Consider the following 16,697-nt stretch of genomic DNA (forward strand, 5'->3'; position numbering starts at 1 on the left):
CCGATTGGAGTGCCATTGCTGCGCAGCCAGTTCGATGGATCGGTGTTGCCCCAATAGTTGATGCGGCCATCAGGCAGGACACCGTTGCCCGGGCCCAGATTGATCGCCTCGTAGCGGATGGCATCGATCACGCCGACATGAGCGTACTCGGCTGTCGCGACCAGACCCCACCATGGCAGCTCGCGATCGAATGCGAGGCTGATCTTGGTTGAGGTCGGCAGTTTGAAGTTGGAATCAACGGCATCAACCTGCATCTGCGGCGCGCCACCGGAACCGCTCGGCGGCTGCTGGGAGAACGGATCCGGATTGAAGCAGCAGCCGTTGCTGTCGAAATAAGTCTGCAGCGTCAGGCCGTTGTTGGTGAAGGGATTGCCCTGCCAGACACCCGGGGTCGGGCCCTCGACGATTCCGAAGCCACCGCGAAGCTGCGTCCTTCTTTCCGTTTCGAACTCGTAGTTGAACGAGACGCGCGGTTCGATGACGCCGTTGCCATTCACGGAACCCTGGTTCGAATAGCCAAAGTCCTCTTCGAACTGGGCGTTGTAGGGTGGCTTTTCGGGGATCAGAGGAATGTCATAGCGCAAGCCGTACTGCAGCGAGAACTGCGGGGTGACCTGCCAGGTGTCCTGAACGAACAGGCCCCACTGGTCAAGGCGGAAATCGGCCGCGATGCTGTTGATGTTGCCATTGGTCGGCTGGTACAGGTTGTAGCTGGAGTAGTTGCCTGCGGCAAAATCTTCGATGCTGCGGAAGTTGTAGGCACCGAACTGGGTGCGACCAAACAGATTGTAGAACTTGTCACGCTGGAAATCGGCACCGGCCTTGATCGTGTGATCACCGAGGAACCAGTAGCCGGCCAGGAAGCCGGACAGGGTATCTACATTCAGTTGGTTGTAGTGACGGAACTGTTCTTCACCGAGATTTACCGAGGTGTTAGTGTTGTCCGGACCAAGTTGCACATTTATCTGCGGTTGCTGCGCCAGAACAGACGGTGCTGAGTCATACGTCGAGTAGGAGAACGAGGCTTCGGTCGAGAAGCTGTCGGTCCAGTCGTCGTAGAAGTTCAATACATAGCCTTCCAGGTTGCGATCCTGGGTGTACCAGTAGCTCGACAACGAAAGACGATTGGGATTGAACCCGCCAAGGATCGGCTGGTCGCTCTTGGTCTTGGTGTAGCGGAAGCTGGCACGATGGCCATCGGCGATGTTCCAGTCAAGCTTGGCCAGGTACAGCTTGCTGACCTGGTTGGCATCGGACGCCTCGAGGTTACCCGGAGTCAGACCGTAACCATTGGCGATATTTATGATGTCGTCGAGCTGGGCCTGGGTGATCGACACTTCGTTGTCGGCACCGGAACCGAGCACGCCATAGCTGGGCGCAGGTGCAAGCGTTTCGGCTTCTTCGTAGCTCAGGAAGAAGAACAACTTGTCCTTGATGATCGGACCACCGACCGTGGCGCCGAATGTCTTCTTCGCCGAGTAGCCGGTAAATTCCGTCGGCTCATCACTGGTGAGGTCGCTTGAATTCGTATAGGCGTAGTAGGCACTGCCGTGGAACTCGTTGGTGCCGCTCTTGGTGACGATATTGATATTGGCGCCAATGGCACGCTTGTTGGTGACATCGAAATTGGCCGTCGACAGGTTGTATTCGTCGATGGCGTCGTAGGAAATCGGCTGCGCCAACGATGGCAGACCGTTCGGCTCGAGACCAAAGGAATCGTTGGTTGCCACGCCGTCGATGGTGATGTTGTTGTAGCGGGTGTTCTGGCCAAGCGCCGAGATTTCGCCGCGCCCCTTGTTGGTGATGTTGATATTCGGATCCAGGCGGGCAATATCCTGGATGGAGCGGCTCGGATTCGGCAGCACCTTGAGCTCGCGCGAGGAAATATTGGTGCTCAGACCCTTGTTGTCGGCCTGGAACGTCGCTCCGGGCGCATCTGCGGTGACCAGCAGGCCTTCGAGCATCGCAGCTTCCGAGCCCACGGTCAGATTGAGCGTGGTCTCCTCGGACAACCTGAGATACACATCGGACTGTTCAGCCTTGCTGCCTGCCGAGGACGACGCCGTCACTTCGAACGGGCCGCCGACGCGCAAACCCTGCGCTGCATAGCGTCCATCAGGACCGGTCATGATCGTGCGTGAAGTTCCGGAGGGGATATGCACGATGGTCACCGTGGCGCCCGCTACCGGCTGGCCATTCTCGTCGACGATTGAGCCGCCCATCGACGATGAAGTGTTCTGCGCATAAGCGCCGGACATGGCAAACAGCGAAGAGAGCATCAGCGGCAACAACCGCTTCGACAGTCGCTTGTTCATTACTACCTTCCTATTGATAAATTGAACTGGAGTTGGGCAGGTGACTACGTCCCGCCAGCGCGCGATTACCTGAAAATCCGGGAAAACCACTGGAACAACTAGACAAGAATCGGTCACTGCGATCGCTTGAACCCGACTGGATCAATCGAGTGGCCGCAACCAATTAACCGGAGTTTAACCTGTCTTCATGACAGATTTCTAACAGAATTGTCACTGCGTTGAGTGTCGGTTTGCCGCAGAGACTCCGGGCTGTGCATCCAACTCCTTTGCAATGCCGTCAGGCCATTCAGCTCGCGGAATACAGAGGAGCCTGATTCACGCTTTGAATCAGGCTGTTACTGCACAAACCTGCGGCTGCGGATCAACTCACGGAGCCAGTTTCACGTAGGCGACCACGCCGTCCAGAAACATCTGGACAGACAGGGCGACCAGCAGCATGCCCATCAGGCGCTCGAGTGCGACCAGGACGCTGTGGCCAAGCCAGCGGTAGAGATAGGTCGATGACACGAGCAGGACCGCAGTGGCCAGCCAGGCCAGAAACAGGGCGATGCTCCAGTCCACCGTGCGTCCCGGGTTGCTGTTGGCCAGAAGCATGACCGCAGCCATGGTCGAAGGCCCGGCAACGGCAGGGATTGCCATTGGTACGATGAACGGCTCGGTGTCGACGTCGCCACCGAAGATTCCGTCCTTGGGGGGAAAGATCATGCGAATGCCGATCAGGAACAGGACAATGCCACCGGCAATGCTGACCGACTCCGCCTTCAGCTGCAGCGCACTCAGCAGATACTTGCCGCTGAACAGGAACACGAACAACACCAGCAGGGCGATCAGCAATTCGCGGATCAGGACCAGGCGTCGGCGCTCGGGCGCAACGTTCTTCAGCAAGCTGAGGAACAATGGAATGTTGCCTAGCGGATCCATGATAAGGAACAGCAGGATGCCGGCCGAAAGCGTACTCATGGCGAATGTCCTTCGTTGTTCGGGCGCAGGTCCAGAGTGTGCCCGCGCAACCCTGCCGCTGCTGGGCTGAGCAGGAAGGTAGCCGCCGCCCCAGCAATATCAGGCAACTCCCGCTCCAGAGTGTTCTCTCCAAAATAGGCCATCTTGCGCAAGGCAGTCCGCATCGGCGCCGGCAACAGGCCGTGCACGCGTACTGGACCGCTCTCGGATTCCTCGTGGGCTATGGAGGCAAGCGCGGCAAGTCCAGCCTTGGCTACTCCGTACCCCCCCCAATAAGCCTTGCTGACCCGCGCCATGTCCTCAAGCACGAACACGATCGACGCGTCCGGACGCTCGCGCAACAGAGGCATGCAGGCTTGAGTCAGGGCGAACGGAGCCGTCAATCCGACCTGCAAGGTACGGACCCAGTCAGCAGGTCTGGTCTGGTCCATCGGTTTGAGCCCCTCGAACAGGACTGCCGCGTGGATGATTCCATCAAGCCGTCCACACTGCAGGCGCACGGACTCGGCCAGTTGCTCGAAGTCGTCTGGCGTTGCGCCTTCCAGATTGATCGGATAAATCGCTGGTTGCGGCGCGCCAAGTGCAACCAGTTCGTCGTACAGCGACTCCAGCGGTCGCACCTTGCGGCCGGCGAGTACCACCGTTGCACCTGCACTGGCACAAGCCAGCGCACAGGCCCGACCAAGGCCACCATTGGCTCCTGTCACCAGAACCACGCGTTCGCACAAGGCATTGGCTTCGGGAACGGGTTCGACAAAGCGAATCAAGGGAAGCATGGCGCTACACCTTGTGAAGTTCGCGGACCATGCGCTCAAGCTCCCCGCTTTCAAACAGCTCGAGTGCAATGTCGCAACCGCCAATCAATTCGCCCGCGATGAACAACTGCGGAAATGTCGGCCAGTTCGAAAAGCGCGGCAGGTTTGCGCGAATTTCCGGATCTTCCAGCACGTTGACTGAAACGAATGGCGCACCGATGCTCTTCAGGGCCTTGGCCGTACGACTTGAAAAACCGCACATCGGAAACTGCGGCGTACCCTTCATGAACAACACGATGGGGGCGGAATCTACAGTGGATCTTATACGTTCAATGATTTCCATGGGACTCTCGGGTGCTGCAAGGTCGCAAGCCCGGCCTGTTCGTGAATCTGCTCGATACTCGCGAAGGATGCTGGATTCACGCGCCTCTCCAGATCGGGACAAAAACGAGTCCGTTCACCGGAAAAAGCGAATCGCCGTGTGGATCCGATGGGCCAAATGAGCGCGTGCGTAATTCATGGACAGTGCGGGCCAGGCCAGAATGGGCGTTGGCGGGTCGCGCATTTTAGCAGCCTGTACCGCCTGCGGTTGATTTGCTGCCACCCAACTAAATATGCTGACTGGCTGACAGCCGCTCGAATCAGCGGCTGCCCATCGATTCATGTCACATGCCATCAAACCCTGCGATCATTGACAGTCAGGCTTCAACCGACCATCCACAACCCAACGGCAAGGAGAATCCAATGGCCATCGAGCTTCCCGCACTTCCGTGGGCCCGAGACGCACTCGCACCACACATCTCGGCCGAAACCATCGATTTCCACTACGGCAAGCACCACCAGACCTATGTAACCAATCTCAACAACCAGATTGCCGGGACCGAATTCGAGAATCTGGGCCTGGAGGAGATCATCCGCAAGGCCTCGGGCGGCATGTTCAACAACGCCGCACAGATCTGGAACCACACGTTCTACTGGAACTGCCTGGCTCCTGATGCTGGCGGTGAACCCGACGGCAAGCTGGCAGACGCCATCAACAAGGCTTTCGGCAGCTTCGCCAAGTTCAAGGAAGAATTCACCAAGACATCAGTGGGCACGTTCGGCTCCGGCTGGGGCTGGCTTGTGCAACGTCCCGACGGCTCCCTGGCCCTGGCCAGCACCTCCAACGCCGCCACCCCATTGACCGGTTCCGATCGCGCGCTTCTGACCTGCGATGTCTGGGAACACGCGTATTACATTGACTACCGCAACGCCCGCCCGAAATACCTCGAGGCGTTCTGGAGCCTGGTCAACTGGAAATTCGTCGAAAGCCAGATGGCTTGACGGTCTGATTCGGGAACCGGGAACCGGGAACGGCGATTCGCGAACGATGACCCTGGAGATCAGGTCGCCCTGACTTGCAATCTCCCCCGACAACCCGGGAATCGTCCAGCAAGCGGCTGCGGCCGCTTGCTGTGTTTCAGGGCAACGCCGGCCTGGCGGCCTTAGCCCGCGTCAGCAGAGAGCGCCGCAATTACCGGTGCGACGTGATCTTCGCGATCAAGGGCCCTACCCACGCGCTGCAACCGCTGGATCAACTCTTCGGCGTTGTCCGCGCAGATCGTTGCGTGCCCTACCTTGCGCCCTGCGCGAGGGGATTTCCCATAGTCATGCCAATGCGCTCGCGCTTCGGCGAGGATTGGCGTCGCATCGGGCAGTTCGCCAATCCAGTTGAGCATGGCTACGCAGCCAAGCGCCTGGGTGTCGCCCAGCGGCAAGCCGAGCACGGCGCGGACATGATTCTCGAACTGGCTGCACGCCGTGCCTTCAATGGTCCAGTGCCCTGAATTGTGCACGCGAGGCGCCATCTCGTTTCCGAGCAGGCGCCCTTCACAAGAGAAAAGTTCCAGGGCGAACACACCGACATAATCGAGTCGTTCAGCCAGCGCACGAGCACGCGCCACGGCACGTCTCTCGATTTCCTCGTCCACCTTGATCGGCGCAAGGCTGATCGAAAGGATGCCGTCCTGGTGCCAATTGCGCGTCAACGGATAATGGCGGAATTCACCACTGCGCGAGCGCACCGCAACCACCGAGATCTCGCTGTCAAACGGAACGAAAGCCTCGAGGATCAGGGGTACACCGCCCAGCGTTTGCCAGGCTGACTCGATATCGGAGTGGCTCTTCAATATGGTCTGCCCCTTGCCGTCATAGCCGAGGCGACGCGTCTTGAGTACGGCGGGCAACCCCGTTTTCGCGACTGCTGCACGCAAGTCCTCGATGCTGTCCACGGCCGCGAATACCGGCGTCTCGAGATCAATCTCGCCGAACAGGTTCTTCTCGAGCAGCCGATCCTGGGCTACGGACAAGGCCGCCGGATTGGGAAATACGCGAGTGTGGGAGGTCAGCCATTCGGCGGTTTCCGCGGGTACGTTCTCGAAATCGAAGGTTGCAACATCAATCTGGTTGGCAAATTTCTCGAGCGTTGCAAAATCACGCCAATCTGCCTGCATCAAGGGGGCGACCTGCGCAGCACAGGCGTCAGCCGCACTGTCGACGACCAGGAAGCGGTGCCCGAGCGGTGCGCCGGCAATGGCCAGCATGCGCGCCAGTTGCCCGCCGCCGAGAATGCCTATCGTTGCCATGCCTATTCCTTTCGTGGATCGGGGTGAGCGAGAACCTTGTCGGTCTGCTCAAGACGGAAGTCGTCAATTCGCGCTGCAAGCCCAGGGTCGCCAAGCGACAGGATCGAAGCGGCGAAGAGTGCTGCATTGATCGCGCCTGCCCTGCCGATTGCAAAGGTCGCCACCGGAATCCCGGCTGGCATCTGCACGATTGAAAGCAGCGAGTCCATGCCGCTGAGTGCCTTTGACTGGACAGGCACCCCGAGGACCGGAATGCGCGTCTTTGCAGCCAGCATGCCGGGCAAATGGGCAGCACCACCTGCCCCGGCAATGATTGCGCGGAGGCCGCGCTGCGCAGCCGATTGCGCATACTCGAACATCTGATCGGGTGTGCGGTGGGCCGAAACAACGCGAACCTCGTGGGCCACGTTCAGCAGTTCCAGCGTTTCCACGGCATGCGCCATGGTTTCCCAATCGGATCGGGAACCCATTACCACACCAATGAGGGGACTTTCGGCGCTGTCGATCATGGTCGTCACGCGGGAAAATCGTTATTGTACGCATATTGACGCGCGCTTTCGGATAGTGAGGGGCGCCAGCCAGCGTGCATCGGGAACCAGGTCATGGACAAACACTTGCTCGACATACTCTGCTGCCCGCAGACGAAGACCCCGGTCCGCGCCGCCCGTCGCGACGAGATCGATGCCCTCAATCGCTACATTGCAGCCGGCGACATCACGACCGCTGCCGGAAAGCGCCTCCAGACGCCCTGCCAGGACGCCCTGATTACGCGCGACAGCAAGACGATTTACCGCATCGAGGATGACATTCCGGTCATGCTCGCCGATGAAGCGGTATCGACTTCACAAATGAGCGACTTCCCTCGCTAGTGAGCCATTGATCAAGTGACACGATTTGCATGCGGACCGGTGGTGTGACGGATGCGTCACTTGCTCGGAGGAGACCCGGTTCGACTCTGAAAATTGTGATGCGCATCACACTCACGAGCCTTCATGCACATGAAGCTGGAACTCGCATGAGTCAAGCTGTCTATCCATCAACGGCCTGTGGCAGCACTGCCGAGTGAGAACCCATGTCTACCCCTGAAGACAAGCCGAGCAAGGTAATTGAACTGAAGCAGCGCCATGCCGGCGCAGCGGGTTCAGAGGATCGCCTTGGAGACCTCCTGAAGCTGGTTCGGGGTATTGCGCTCAAGCGTGTCAACGGGCTTGTCAGCACCCTGTTCGAAAACGTTGATGATGCCCTCTTTCATCTCGCCGAGCGCGCCGAGAGCAATGCCGTGCAAGTTCAGTTCTTTGACGGCATGCGCGAAGTTCGCAAGAAGCGGCAACTGGTGGAGCGGAAGTTCCAGGAGCAGCTGTCGCAGATTTTCAGTGAGTTCGCCGAAGGCAAGCTCAAGCCTGTTCGACCAGAAGTTGCAAACCCTTCCAACGCCGGACTGTCACTGGTCGACGATCAGGAGCTGGAAGATTCGCTGGCCGTATCCAGCATGGTGTCCAAAGCCGAAAACCGGCTTTCACGCACACTGCACATGGTCAACCAGCGCCTTGCCGTAATCATCGGCGGCACCGTGGTCGAGGACGCCAACAATCCAATTGGACCGGCACCGCTGTGCCAGGCGTTTCGGGTGGTCGTTCGCGAGTTCGACCTGAACGTCCAGGTGAAGTTGATCATCTACAAGTTGTTCGATCGCTATGTGATGAGCGGGCTCGAACCGTTGTACGACGAAGTCAATGCAGAGCTGATCCGTTCCGGCGTGCTTCCGCAGATTCGTCACCAGCTTCCACAGACATCGCGTACCCGCGGCGGCAGCCAGGCCCCGGCCTCATCCGGCTCGGATCAATCGCGTCAGGCCGCCGACGGCAACGACGGCTATTCCGGGCAAGGCAATCAGGGGGGCTCCTACGACCCGGTCGCCGCAGAGCTGCAGGCGGAGCTCTACAGCACCCTGCGCAGCCTGCTCGCCAATCGCAAACACTCGGCTGATCATCATGTCGGCGCAGACGGCTCCGGATACACCGGCACCGGCGGCCCGATGGTGCCCAACCTCAGCCCGACCGACCTGCTCAGCGCCTTGTCGATCCTGCAAAGCCAGAGCCAGGCCAACCAGGTCAATGCCGAGAATGTCGCCGATGCGGCCGAGGCAGTCCAGCAGATCAAGCAGGAGATGCTCGACCAGGCGCACCGCCTTGGTGGAACAGACAGCAGCGGCTACAGCGTGTCTTCTGCTGACGAAGACACCATCGATCTTGTCGGCATGCTCTTCGAATTCATACTCCAGGATCGCAATCTTCCATCTCAGATCCAGGCGTTGGTGGGTCGGCTTCAGATTCCGTACCTCAAGATCGCCATTCTCGACAAGCACCTGTTTGCGCAGAAATCCCATCCCGCACGACGCCTGCTCGATGCGATAGCCGAAGCCGGCAAGAGCTGGTCTGCCGAGTCCGATGTCGACAACAAGCTATACGATCGCATCAAGGCCGTCGTCGAAACGGTGCTGTCTGAATTCGACGATGATCTTGCCGTCATCGAGCACGAACTGGCCGGATTCGAACAATTCCTGCATCAGCACAAGCGTCGTTCAGAACTGGCCGAACAGCGAGCCGCGGAAGTTACCCGAGGCCGCGAAAAGCTGCATACCGCGCGCCGGGACGCCGCTCGTGAAATCCTGAGCCGCATCGGCAATCGAGAGCTGGCACCGGTAATCCACAACGTTCTTTCCCGTCCGTGGGCGAATTACCTGGTGCTCACCGACCTGCGTCATGGCAGCAATTCCGACGAATGGAAGAACGCCCTGCGCTTTGCCGATGAGTTCGTCTGGAGTTCCCTGCCGAAGAAGACAGAAGCCGACAAGACGCGTTTGCGCACGCTGCTCCCGCAACTCGAAAAGGCCCTCAAGCATGGCCTTGGTACCGTGGCGTATCACGAAGGCGATGTGCGCTCGCTGATGCAGGAACTGTCGCAGTTCTATCAGAAACTGTTGAAAGGCGAATCCTTCGAGCTGAAGACTGCAGAAGAAGTCATCGCGGACAATGCGGCGGTCGAAGGATCGGCGGAGCAATCCGAGTCGACGCCGTTGACCCAGAGTCCGGTCGAGGAAATCGTCCTGTCGTCCGGCAGCGTCGAACCCGAGGTCGCCGAGGTCACCGACGCAGACGATGAATTCGTCGAATCTGCACGAAAGATGCAGGTGGGGAACTGGATCGAGTTCATCGACGAGGAGGGCAACCGCGAACGTGCCAAGCTTTCCTGGGTCAGCCCGATCAGCTCCAGGTACCTCTTTGTCAATCGCCGCGGCCTGAAGGTGTGCGACAAGAGCATCACGGCGCTCGCCATCGAGTTGCGTCGCGGCACGGCTGTCCTGCTCGAGGAAGTGCCCTTGTTCGATCGCGCGCTGGATGCCATCGTCGAACGGCTTCGCCAGACGCATGCGGGAAGCGAGCCACCGGCTACACCGGCCGCCGCAGACTGAAGCTTCCGAATTTCCAGCGCATCCCCTACCCTGCGTGCCCAGGTTGAACGTTGTGCGTTCGAGTTCGGGCAGTGAGCAAGCCAGCGGGTGCGCTTGGAACACTCACTGGCCGCGACAGGCTGCTCAACGTCGACCCACAGGTTCCGGGCAATGGGTGCGTGGCAATACGATTGCAGGCACCATTGAATCCGAGAGCCGTCTATTGAATTGGCGCGCGCCCACTCCCCCGAATGGATCCGCCTGGGACACAACATGAAACACGCAGATTCCGAGATTGTCCGAATCGATGTACAACGCGCACTGTCTGAAGATATCGGCAGCGGCGATGTGACTGCCGACCTCCTGCCTCCGGATTTCATGGCGCGCGCGCGCGTGCTGACACGGGAATCCGCGATAGTTTGCGGAATGGCCTGGTTCACGGCGTGCTTTTCAGAAGTGGACCCCAGGGTCAGCGTCGAATGGCTGGTCGAGGAGGGGGCAACGGTCGCTCCTGGCCAGTTGCTCTGTCATGTCAGTGGCCCTGCCCGCGCACTCGTGACCGCAGAACGCTGCGCGCTCAATTTCCTGCAGACGCTGTCCGCTACAGCGACCGCGACCTCACTGTACGTGGACGCAGTTCGCGGCACCCGAACGAGGATCCTGGACACGAGAAAAACCCTGCCTGGACTTCGCTACGCGCAAAAATATGCCGTGCGTACGGGCGGTGGCGAGAATCATCGCCTTGGCCTGCATGACGCGGTGTTGATCAAGGAGAACCATATTGCTGCGACCGGCTCTTTGGCATCGGCGGTTGCGACGGCACGACGCCTTCACCCATCCATCATGGTTGAAGTCGAGGTCGAAAACTTCAGTGAGCTGCGCGAGGCCCTCTCGGCTGGTGCTGATCGCATCATGCTCGACGAGTTCGAACTGGACGAACTGGTCCAGGCCGTGGCAGAAGTCGACGGGCGCGTTCCGCTGGAAGTATCCGGCGGTGTCAGCATCGACAGGGTACGAGCGATTGCTGAGACCGGTGTCGATTTCATTTCGATAGGCGCGCTGACCAAGCACGTGCGTGCTATCGACTTGTCCATGCGGATCGAGCTGAATCCAGCCCTCTGACGCACCGGACGACCTGCCCACATCAGACTTGACGGGCTGCCCACCGACGCATCGTCCAAAGAACTCCACCATGAGCACCGGAAAGCGCGGACTGGCAATATTTTCCTGTTGAGTCTCGCAGGGGGCATTGCGCACCCCTGCGTAATCGGAGAAATCAGATTTTGCCGAGGAACTTGAGGACAGCCACTACGGCAACGCCCAGCACCACAACGGCACCGATCACCCACCACATCTTCGAACCACCGGATTCTCCGGTTGAATCGGCAACCTCTTCCACGGGCACCGAGGCTGCAGCTGGCGCCTGACTACCCGGCGCCAGCAGCAGGAACCTCACCGTATCCAGGCGCAATTCGTCGCCGGGATTGAGCATCCCGGTGTGGACGCGCTTGTCGTTGATCCAGGTTCCATTGGCCGATCCGAGATCCTCGACCATTACGCCTTCCGCGGTTACTTGCAGCCTCGCGTGTTGACGTGAAATTTCTTCTGCCTGAATCGGAATGCCGCAGTCGCTCTGGCGACCAATGGTCATGGTGCCGACCAGGGCAAAGTTGCGTCCGAACGTGGTCCCTGAAACACCTCTCAGCATGAATTTTGGCAAGGCCATGCGCACGCGCGTGCGGCCATCCTGCTCATCGGCCTGCTCTACTTTCGCTGCCGACGCGGCGACGGGCTTGTCAATCGCAACAACTCGACATCCAATTCGCCCGAACAGGAGCAGGTCGCCGGGCTTCAGCGGCCCTTCCTGGGTGATCTGCCGCCCGTTGAGGACGGTCGCCACGCTTTGGTCGCGAATACGCACCACCGCCTTGCCATTGCGTACCTCGACCTCACAGTGATTGACGGCCACTCCCGGAGCGACCAGAACAATCTGGCAGTCGCTGCCGGAGCCAATCAGGGTGATCCCCTCACCAAGATCCACCGAGGCGTGTTCACCATTCGGGAATATCAACTTCATCGCATCTCCCCCCGTGCGCTTGGGCTACGGATTATTTGTCAATTTCGCGAACCAGACGAAAACCAAGGCTATTCAGCGCAACGTCTTCCGAATAGCTGTCACTGTCCATCATGCCATCCTTTTCTGCAGACGAAAGCCAGCCACGCCCGCGAATTCCATGCTCCCTGCATCCATCGGTGAGTACCGCCGACTTGCCGCAGGCAGACACCCATTCGCGGACATTCCCATCAATGTCGAAAACGCCGCCGACGGCCGGGAAGCGGCCCACTGGTGCCGTGGCCGCATAACCATCATCACAATTGGAGCCGGTACGCGAATCGTATGTGCGCTTGTACGACTCATCGGCGAGATTCGCGCTAGTGCAGGATCCTGCGGGCGCCGTGCGCGCCACCTGCTCCCACTCAGCCGGTGTCGGCAGGCGGTAACGCTTGCCAGTTTGTTCACTTACCCAAGCCGCGTACGCCCGGGCCTGGCCGAAACTGACGCAGACGACAGGGTGACTGTCATTCTGGGTGATTCCCGGATCCTGCCACTCGCGCTTGCGCGACGAGCGGAAAATGGATTCGCGATCGCGACAGCTAGGGCCGTCTCCGGCAAACTGGCTTTGTCCGCCGGCACGCCACCAGGCCGCGAAATCTCCCTTCGTCGTTTCCCTGCGCGCGAAGGCAAGGCTACTGCTGATGATGACCAGTTCGGGGCCGCTGCCGCTACCTGTCGGATCGCTGAAGACAAATCCCGGCTTTCCTATCCTGTCCACTGAACGCAGACCATCGCGAGCGGTCTTGTTTGCCGGATCCAGTTCGATGACTTTCTCGAACGCCGAGCGTGCTGCCGTTGCGTCCATGGCCTTGGCCGACTTTTGCGCGTTGGCCAGGAACGTGTCGATTTCCTTCTGCCTGCGTGCCGAGGCTTCTGCAACGGAATCAGCGCCCTCCGGTATGGAGCTGGCAACTTCGATGGCCTTCTCGATGAACCCATTGAATTCGGCGAGATTGCCCGTTGCCCAGGACGCGTCGGCCAACGTCAGATAGGCCTGTGCGGTATCGACAATGCCCTGCTTTGCCACGCTCGACTCGGCGTTGATCTTCAAAGCCAGGCTGAATCGCTCGAATGCGTTGGTGCGCGGCGGGTTAGTCAGTCGTTGTGCAGCCAGGTCAGCCTTGCCGAGTCGGTTGAGCTCAACCACCGGATCCTTGACCGTAGGCAAGGTGGCCAGATCGAGCTCTTCAATCGGAAACTCCGAATCCAGCACACCCGCATCAGCATCGGCATTTTCCGGCTCGCGGGAATCGCTCGATGCACTGGCTACTGCGTTGGCCGAAGATTGCCGGGCCTGTTCCGCCGCCGCGCCACTGCGGACGGATTCCGTGCCGCTTGCGCTGGTCGAAGCGGCAGTTGTCATCCCTTCCTGGGATCGGGATGACATCAGCGCATAGCCAACCGCGCCAATCAGGAGCAGGCCGACTGCTGCCAGTGCCCAGGGTAGCCACGTTCTCGGCGCCTGGGCAGCGCTGCCTTCGGGCCTGTCGCCCTTGTCGCCTGCTGATTCTTCCATGGTTGGCAGCACGCCGATTCGCGTAGGTGCCTCATCGGCACGAAGCGCCGATGCCACTGCTTCTCTCTGCATGACCCGGGTGGGAGCATCCTGCGCGCTGGTGCGTGCTGCGGAAGACCTGGGCTCGATCCGGTTGAGTGCGGCGATGAATTCTTCCGCATTCTGATAGCGCTCGGCAGGATCCTTGGCCAGGGCCTTGTCGATCAAGCCCTGCCAATGAGCCTGTGTCTCCGGCAGGCGCGGAATAGGTTCGAATACGTGCGCATAGGAAACCGCAAAACCATCAGCACCCTCGTACGGTGGCTTGCCGGTCAATCCGAACCACACAAGCACTCCAAGTCCGTACAGGTCCGAACGCTCGTCCACATCACTGCCGCGAGCCTGTTCCGGACTCATGTAGTGGCTTGTTCCAATTGAGATGCCGGCGCTGGTAATGCGAGCTGCCTGGCTGAATGCGCGGGCGATACCGAAATCGGTCAGCAAAGGCGTGTCGTTGATATCGAAGAGTATGTTTCCCGGCGCGACATCGCGGTGCACATAGCCTCGCTGGTGCGCGTAACCGAGTGCATTGGCGATACCTTCGAGAACTCGCACGAGGTCCTTCTCGGAGAGCCCCATGCGTACACGCTGGGCAAAATCTCCACCGGAAAGATACTGCATCGAAAAATAGTTGAGCTGTGCCTGGGTGACACCAACGTCATACACCTGAACGATGTTGGGATGCGCCAGAGACGCAAGCATGCGGGCTTCCTGGAGGAAGCGCTTGGAGAACGTGGGATCGGCCGCCAGCGAGGGTGCCATCACCTTGAGTGCAACCTCGCGATCAAGCGAAGTCTGCAAGGCCAGATAGACGCTGGCCATCCCTCCGACACCCACTTCGCGCCGGATCACATAACCCGGAATGTCCAATGTAGTCACGGCAGCTCCCGTACCCTTCGTCGGCGATTGTAACCAATCACGAACAACAGTCCGCGATTTCGCGGCCGGAATGGATCAGGCTAGCGCACAATCAGGCAATCCGCACGGCGTTCTTCGACTGAATCCGGTATTTCGCGCATCGACTGGCATGCGTTGAAAATGCCTTGCCGGGAGAATGGCCCGCCAGCACACTGCGTGGCATGAATGGAACCCTGATTTTACTATTGCTGACTGGCGCTGTAATCGCGCTGTGGCTGGACGCGCTGAGCGCGCGCGAACTGGCAGGCAGGCGCAGTCGCGAGCTCTGCGAGAAAGCCGATCTGCAATGGCTGGACCAAAGCGTTGTGTTGCAGCGAATCTGGCTGACACGCGTCAACGGCAGGCTCGCATTCGGCCGAAAATACCGCTTCGAAGTGAGTTTCGACGGCAGTGACCGTCATCGCGCCAGCATCAGCATGAGCGGAAAACGCGTCATCAACTACGCACTGCCCCATCGCGAACCTGACTGACTTCGCAGTAGAGATCATCCGCCCGGCTCGGCGAATGGGTGATAAAACCTACTTGACCACGCGCAGTCGTGGGCGCTTCGGCTCTTCCTCGGCCGGAGGTGGCTCGGGCTGCGGCGAGTCATCGGCGGCAAACATCATGCCCTGGCCGTTTTCCTGGGCGTAAATGGCCAGAACTGCCGAGACAGGCACCTCAATCGAGTGGCTGACACCGCCAAATCTGGCCATGAAACTGACCATGTCGAGGCCGATTTCGAGACGCGCCACCGCCCGTGCAGCCACACTCAAGACGACACGTCCATCCTTGACCGCGGCCGGCGGCACCCGCACACCAGGGGCGCCTGCCTCCACCAACAGGTAGGGGGTCAGGCCGTTGTCATTGATCCAGTCGTGAATCGCCCGCAACAGATAAGGCCGATTCGAACTCATTGCTACTTCTGTCACCAGAAAACCTCATGTGCGCAGCGCACGCTCTTCTGGCGTCATGCTGCGGGTAAATACCTGACTGTGAAAAATTCGCTCGCCGTAATCGGTGATTGCCTGGGCGTCGCGAGGCAGATTGACTCCGAGTGACTGGAAGCGCCAGATCAACGGCGCGAATGCGCAATCCGCCAGGCTGATCTCGGGACTCAGGAAGAATTTCGACGCCTTGAACGCGCCGGCATTTTTCGCCAATTCGTCGCGAAGGGCCTTGCGCGCCGCATCCGCTCCCTTTCCATTTTCCTCGATTTCGTCGACCAGAGTCAGCCAGTCGTTTTCGAGCCGGACCATTGCCAGTCGAAGCCGGGCCCGGGACAGCGGATCCACTGGCATCAGTGGCGGATGGGGATAGCGCTCGTCGAGGTACTCGCAGATGACGCTGGTGTCATACAGCACCAGGTCCCGGTCGACCAATGTTGGCACCGAATTGTAAGGGTTGAGTTCAATCAGGTCTTCTGGCGGGTTGTCCAGATCGACCACCACGTGGTCGTAGCTGACTCCCTTGGCCGACAGCACCAGACGAACCCGGTGGCAATGCACGCAATCCCGTGCAGAAAACAGAGTTAGCACTGCCCTCGAACGCTGACTCAAGGCCATGTCGGAACACCTCCCCTGGCGGGTGGGACACCCGCTTGACCGTTGGGACCGGGAAATTCCCGGTCAAACTCGATGCGGGACACTCTACTACGCTGCAGCGAAAGCGCATAGATAGAGGCTCGACGGCACCGGGGAGATCGTCTCAAGATGATGATTTTAAAGAATAAACAAGCGCACCCGCTCACCACAGGCCAAACGGGCACGCCTGTCGAAACGGAGCCGCTGAGGACAACAGATGGCCAAAAAACGTCCGATACCGAACACTCTCGATCCCTGATGGAAAGAGAGACAGCATCGGATCGTGTTGTGGTGCTCGTGGCGAGTGCTGCAATCAGCCTCGGAAGGCAGCCCGGAATCCTGGACTCCGGGCCACTTCTCAATGCACGTCTTTCCAGTATTCCTGCTTGAGGAAATAGGCCAGCAAGGTAAACAGCGCCAGGAACAGCAGCACCCAGATGC

The 16,697-nt window shown here is 59.6% G+C and carries 15 protein-coding genes; 5 read left to right on the top strand and 10 right to left on the bottom strand.

The genetic code is table 11. The annotated features are described in order from the left end of the window. The 4 genes from WBP53_RS08275 to grxD all read right to left on the bottom strand — a co-directional run. On the bottom strand, nt 1-2,315 hold a 2,315-nt coding region (locus WBP53_RS08275; protein ID WP_423927796.1), incomplete at its 3' end, for a TonB-dependent receptor. A gap of 366 nt (nt 2,316-2,681) precedes the next feature. Further along, nucleotides 2,682-3,275, bottom strand: a complete 594-nt coding sequence (locus tag WBP53_RS08280) for a YhgN family NAAT transporter (protein ID WP_423927798.1) — start codon at nt 3,273-3,275, stop codon at nt 2,682-2,684. Further along, nucleotides 3,272-4,051, bottom strand: a complete 780-nt coding sequence (locus WBP53_RS08285; protein ID WP_423927800.1) for an SDR family NAD(P)-dependent oxidoreductase — start codon at nt 4,049-4,051, stop codon at nt 3,272-3,274. Before WBP53_RS08285 ends, WBP53_RS08280 begins: the two co-directional genes overlap by 4 nt. Nucleotides 4,052-4,055: 4 nt before the next feature. Beyond that, complete coding sequence (gene grxD / locus WBP53_RS08290; RefSeq protein WP_423927802.1) at nt 4,056-4,373, bottom strand: Grx4 family monothiol glutaredoxin; 318 nt, start codon at nt 4,371-4,373, stop codon at nt 4,056-4,058. Between the two features lie 401 nt (nt 4,374-4,774). On the opposite strand from grxD, the gene WBP53_RS08295 reads away from it, so the two are divergent. Then, nucleotides 4,775-5,353 carry a Fe-Mn family superoxide dismutase gene (locus WBP53_RS08295; RefSeq protein WP_423927804.1) on the top strand — a complete coding sequence of 193 codons (579 nt, stop codon included), beginning with the start codon at nt 4,775-4,777 and terminating at the stop codon, nt 5,351-5,353. 161 nt (nt 5,354-5,514) lie between these two features. Here the strand turns inward: WBP53_RS08295 and WBP53_RS08300 are convergent, their stop codons facing one another. Further along, the gene (locus WBP53_RS08300; RefSeq protein ID WP_423927806.1) at nt 5,515-6,654 is read right to left on the bottom strand and encodes a 5-(carboxyamino)imidazole ribonucleotide synthase; all 1,140 of its coding nucleotides are present in this window, start codon (nt 6,652-6,654) and stop codon (nt 5,515-5,517) included. Nucleotides 6,655-6,656: 2 nt separating this feature from the next. Next, entirely contained in the window at nt 6,657-7,163 is a 507-nt protein-coding gene (gene purE, locus WBP53_RS08305) for a 5-(carboxyamino)imidazole ribonucleotide mutase (RefSeq protein WP_423927824.1), read from the bottom strand. Between the two features lie 93 nt (nt 7,164-7,256). Here purE and WBP53_RS08310 point away from each other — a divergent pair, with 93 nt between their 5' ends. From WBP53_RS08310 to nadC, 3 genes are all read left to right on the top strand, one after another. After that, nucleotides 7,257-7,523: a Trm112 family protein gene (locus WBP53_RS08310; RefSeq protein WP_423927808.1), complete on the top strand. Its 267-nt coding sequence runs from the start codon at nt 7,257-7,259 to the stop codon at nt 7,521-7,523. A gap of 203 nt (nt 7,524-7,726) precedes the next feature. Continuing rightward, a complete protein-coding gene (locus WBP53_RS08315; protein ID WP_423927810.1) occupies nt 7,727-10,126 on the top strand; it encodes a DUF1631 domain-containing protein in 2,400 nt (799 codons plus the stop codon). 252 nt (nt 10,127-10,378) lie between these two features. Further along, complete coding sequence (gene nadC / locus WBP53_RS08320; protein WP_423927812.1) at nt 10,379-11,227, top strand: carboxylating nicotinate-nucleotide diphosphorylase; 849 nt, start codon at nt 10,379-10,381, stop codon at nt 11,225-11,227. A gap of 154 nt (nt 11,228-11,381) precedes the next feature. Here nadC and WBP53_RS08325 read toward each other — a convergent pair whose 3' ends face one another. Both WBP53_RS08325 and WBP53_RS08330 read right to left on the bottom strand, forming a co-directional pair. Further along, on the bottom strand, nt 11,382-12,182 hold the full coding sequence (locus WBP53_RS08325; protein WP_423927814.1) for an FHA domain-containing protein: 801 nt from the start codon (nt 12,180-12,182) through the stop codon (nt 11,382-11,384). A gap of 31 nt (nt 12,183-12,213) precedes the next feature. Beyond that, nucleotides 12,214-14,655 (bottom strand): protein kinase domain-containing protein, encoded by a 2,442-nt coding sequence (locus tag WBP53_RS08330; protein WP_423927816.1) that lies wholly within the window; start codon nt 14,653-14,655, stop codon nt 12,214-12,216. Nucleotides 14,656-14,819: 164 nt separating this feature from the next. On the opposite strand from WBP53_RS08330, the gene WBP53_RS08335 reads away from it, so the two are divergent. Further along, nucleotides 14,820-15,164 carry a DUF3301 domain-containing protein gene (locus WBP53_RS08335; protein ID WP_423927818.1) on the top strand — a complete coding sequence of 115 codons (345 nt, stop codon included), beginning with the start codon at nt 14,820-14,822 and terminating at the stop codon, nt 15,162-15,164. 48 nt (nt 15,165-15,212) lie between these two features. Here WBP53_RS08335 and WBP53_RS08340 read toward each other — a convergent pair whose 3' ends face one another. Both WBP53_RS08340 and WBP53_RS08345 read right to left on the bottom strand, forming a co-directional pair. After that, the gene (locus tag WBP53_RS08340; RefSeq protein ID WP_423927820.1) at nt 15,213-15,590 is read right to left on the bottom strand and encodes a ClpXP protease specificity-enhancing factor; all 378 of its coding nucleotides are present in this window, start codon (nt 15,588-15,590) and stop codon (nt 15,213-15,215) included. 24 nt (nt 15,591-15,614) lie between these two features. Next, on the bottom strand, nt 15,615-16,238 hold the full coding sequence (locus WBP53_RS08345) for a glutathione S-transferase N-terminal domain-containing protein (protein ID WP_423927822.1): 624 nt from the start codon (nt 16,236-16,238) through the stop codon (nt 15,615-15,617). Nucleotides 16,239-16,697: the final 459 nt, after the last annotated feature.

Source organism: Dokdonella sp., from assembly GCF_049593775.1.
GTDB lineage: Bacteria > Pseudomonadota > Gammaproteobacteria > Xanthomonadales > Rhodanobacteraceae > Dokdonella.

What these genes read in the sequence shown, in the direction of transcription:
- WBP53_RS08295 (WP_423927804.1), top strand. Translation starts at nt 4,775, where the DNA reads ATGGCCATCGAGCTTCCCGCACTTCCGTGGGCCCGAGACGCACTCGCA.
- WBP53_RS08345 (WP_423927822.1), bottom strand. Translation starts at nt 16,238, where the DNA reads ATGGCCTTGAGTCAGCGTTCGAGGGCAGTGCTAACTCTGTTTTCTGCA.
- WBP53_RS08325 (WP_423927814.1), bottom strand. Translation starts at nt 12,182, where the DNA reads ATGAAGTTGATATTCCCGAATGGTGAACACGCCTCGGTGGATCTTGGT.
- WBP53_RS08310 (WP_423927808.1), top strand. Translation starts at nt 7,257, where the DNA reads ATGGACAAACACTTGCTCGACATACTCTGCTGCCCGCAGACGAAGACC.
- grxD (WP_423927802.1), bottom strand. Translation starts at nt 4,373, where the DNA reads ATGGAAATCATTGAACGTATAAGATCCACTGTAGATTCCGCCCCCATC.
- purE (WP_423927824.1), bottom strand. Translation starts at nt 7,163, where the DNA reads ATGATCGACAGCGCCGAAAGTCCCCTCATTGGTGTGGTAATGGGTTCC.
- WBP53_RS08285 (WP_423927800.1), bottom strand. Translation starts at nt 4,051, where the DNA reads ATGCTTCCCTTGATTCGCTTTGTCGAACCCGTTCCCGAAGCCAATGCC.
- WBP53_RS08280 (WP_423927798.1), bottom strand. Translation starts at nt 3,275, where the DNA reads ATGAGTACGCTTTCGGCCGGCATCCTGCTGTTCCTTATCATGGATCCG.
- WBP53_RS08315 (WP_423927810.1), top strand. Translation starts at nt 7,727, where the DNA reads ATGTCTACCCCTGAAGACAAGCCGAGCAAGGTAATTGAACTGAAGCAG.
- WBP53_RS08340 (WP_423927820.1), bottom strand. Translation starts at nt 15,590, where the DNA reads ATGAGTTCGAATCGGCCTTATCTGTTGCGGGCGATTCACGACTGGATC.
- nadC (WP_423927812.1), top strand. Translation starts at nt 10,379, where the DNA reads ATGAAACACGCAGATTCCGAGATTGTCCGAATCGATGTACAACGCGCA.
- WBP53_RS08300 (WP_423927806.1), bottom strand. Translation starts at nt 6,654, where the DNA reads ATGGCAACGATAGGCATTCTCGGCGGCGGGCAACTGGCGCGCATGCTG.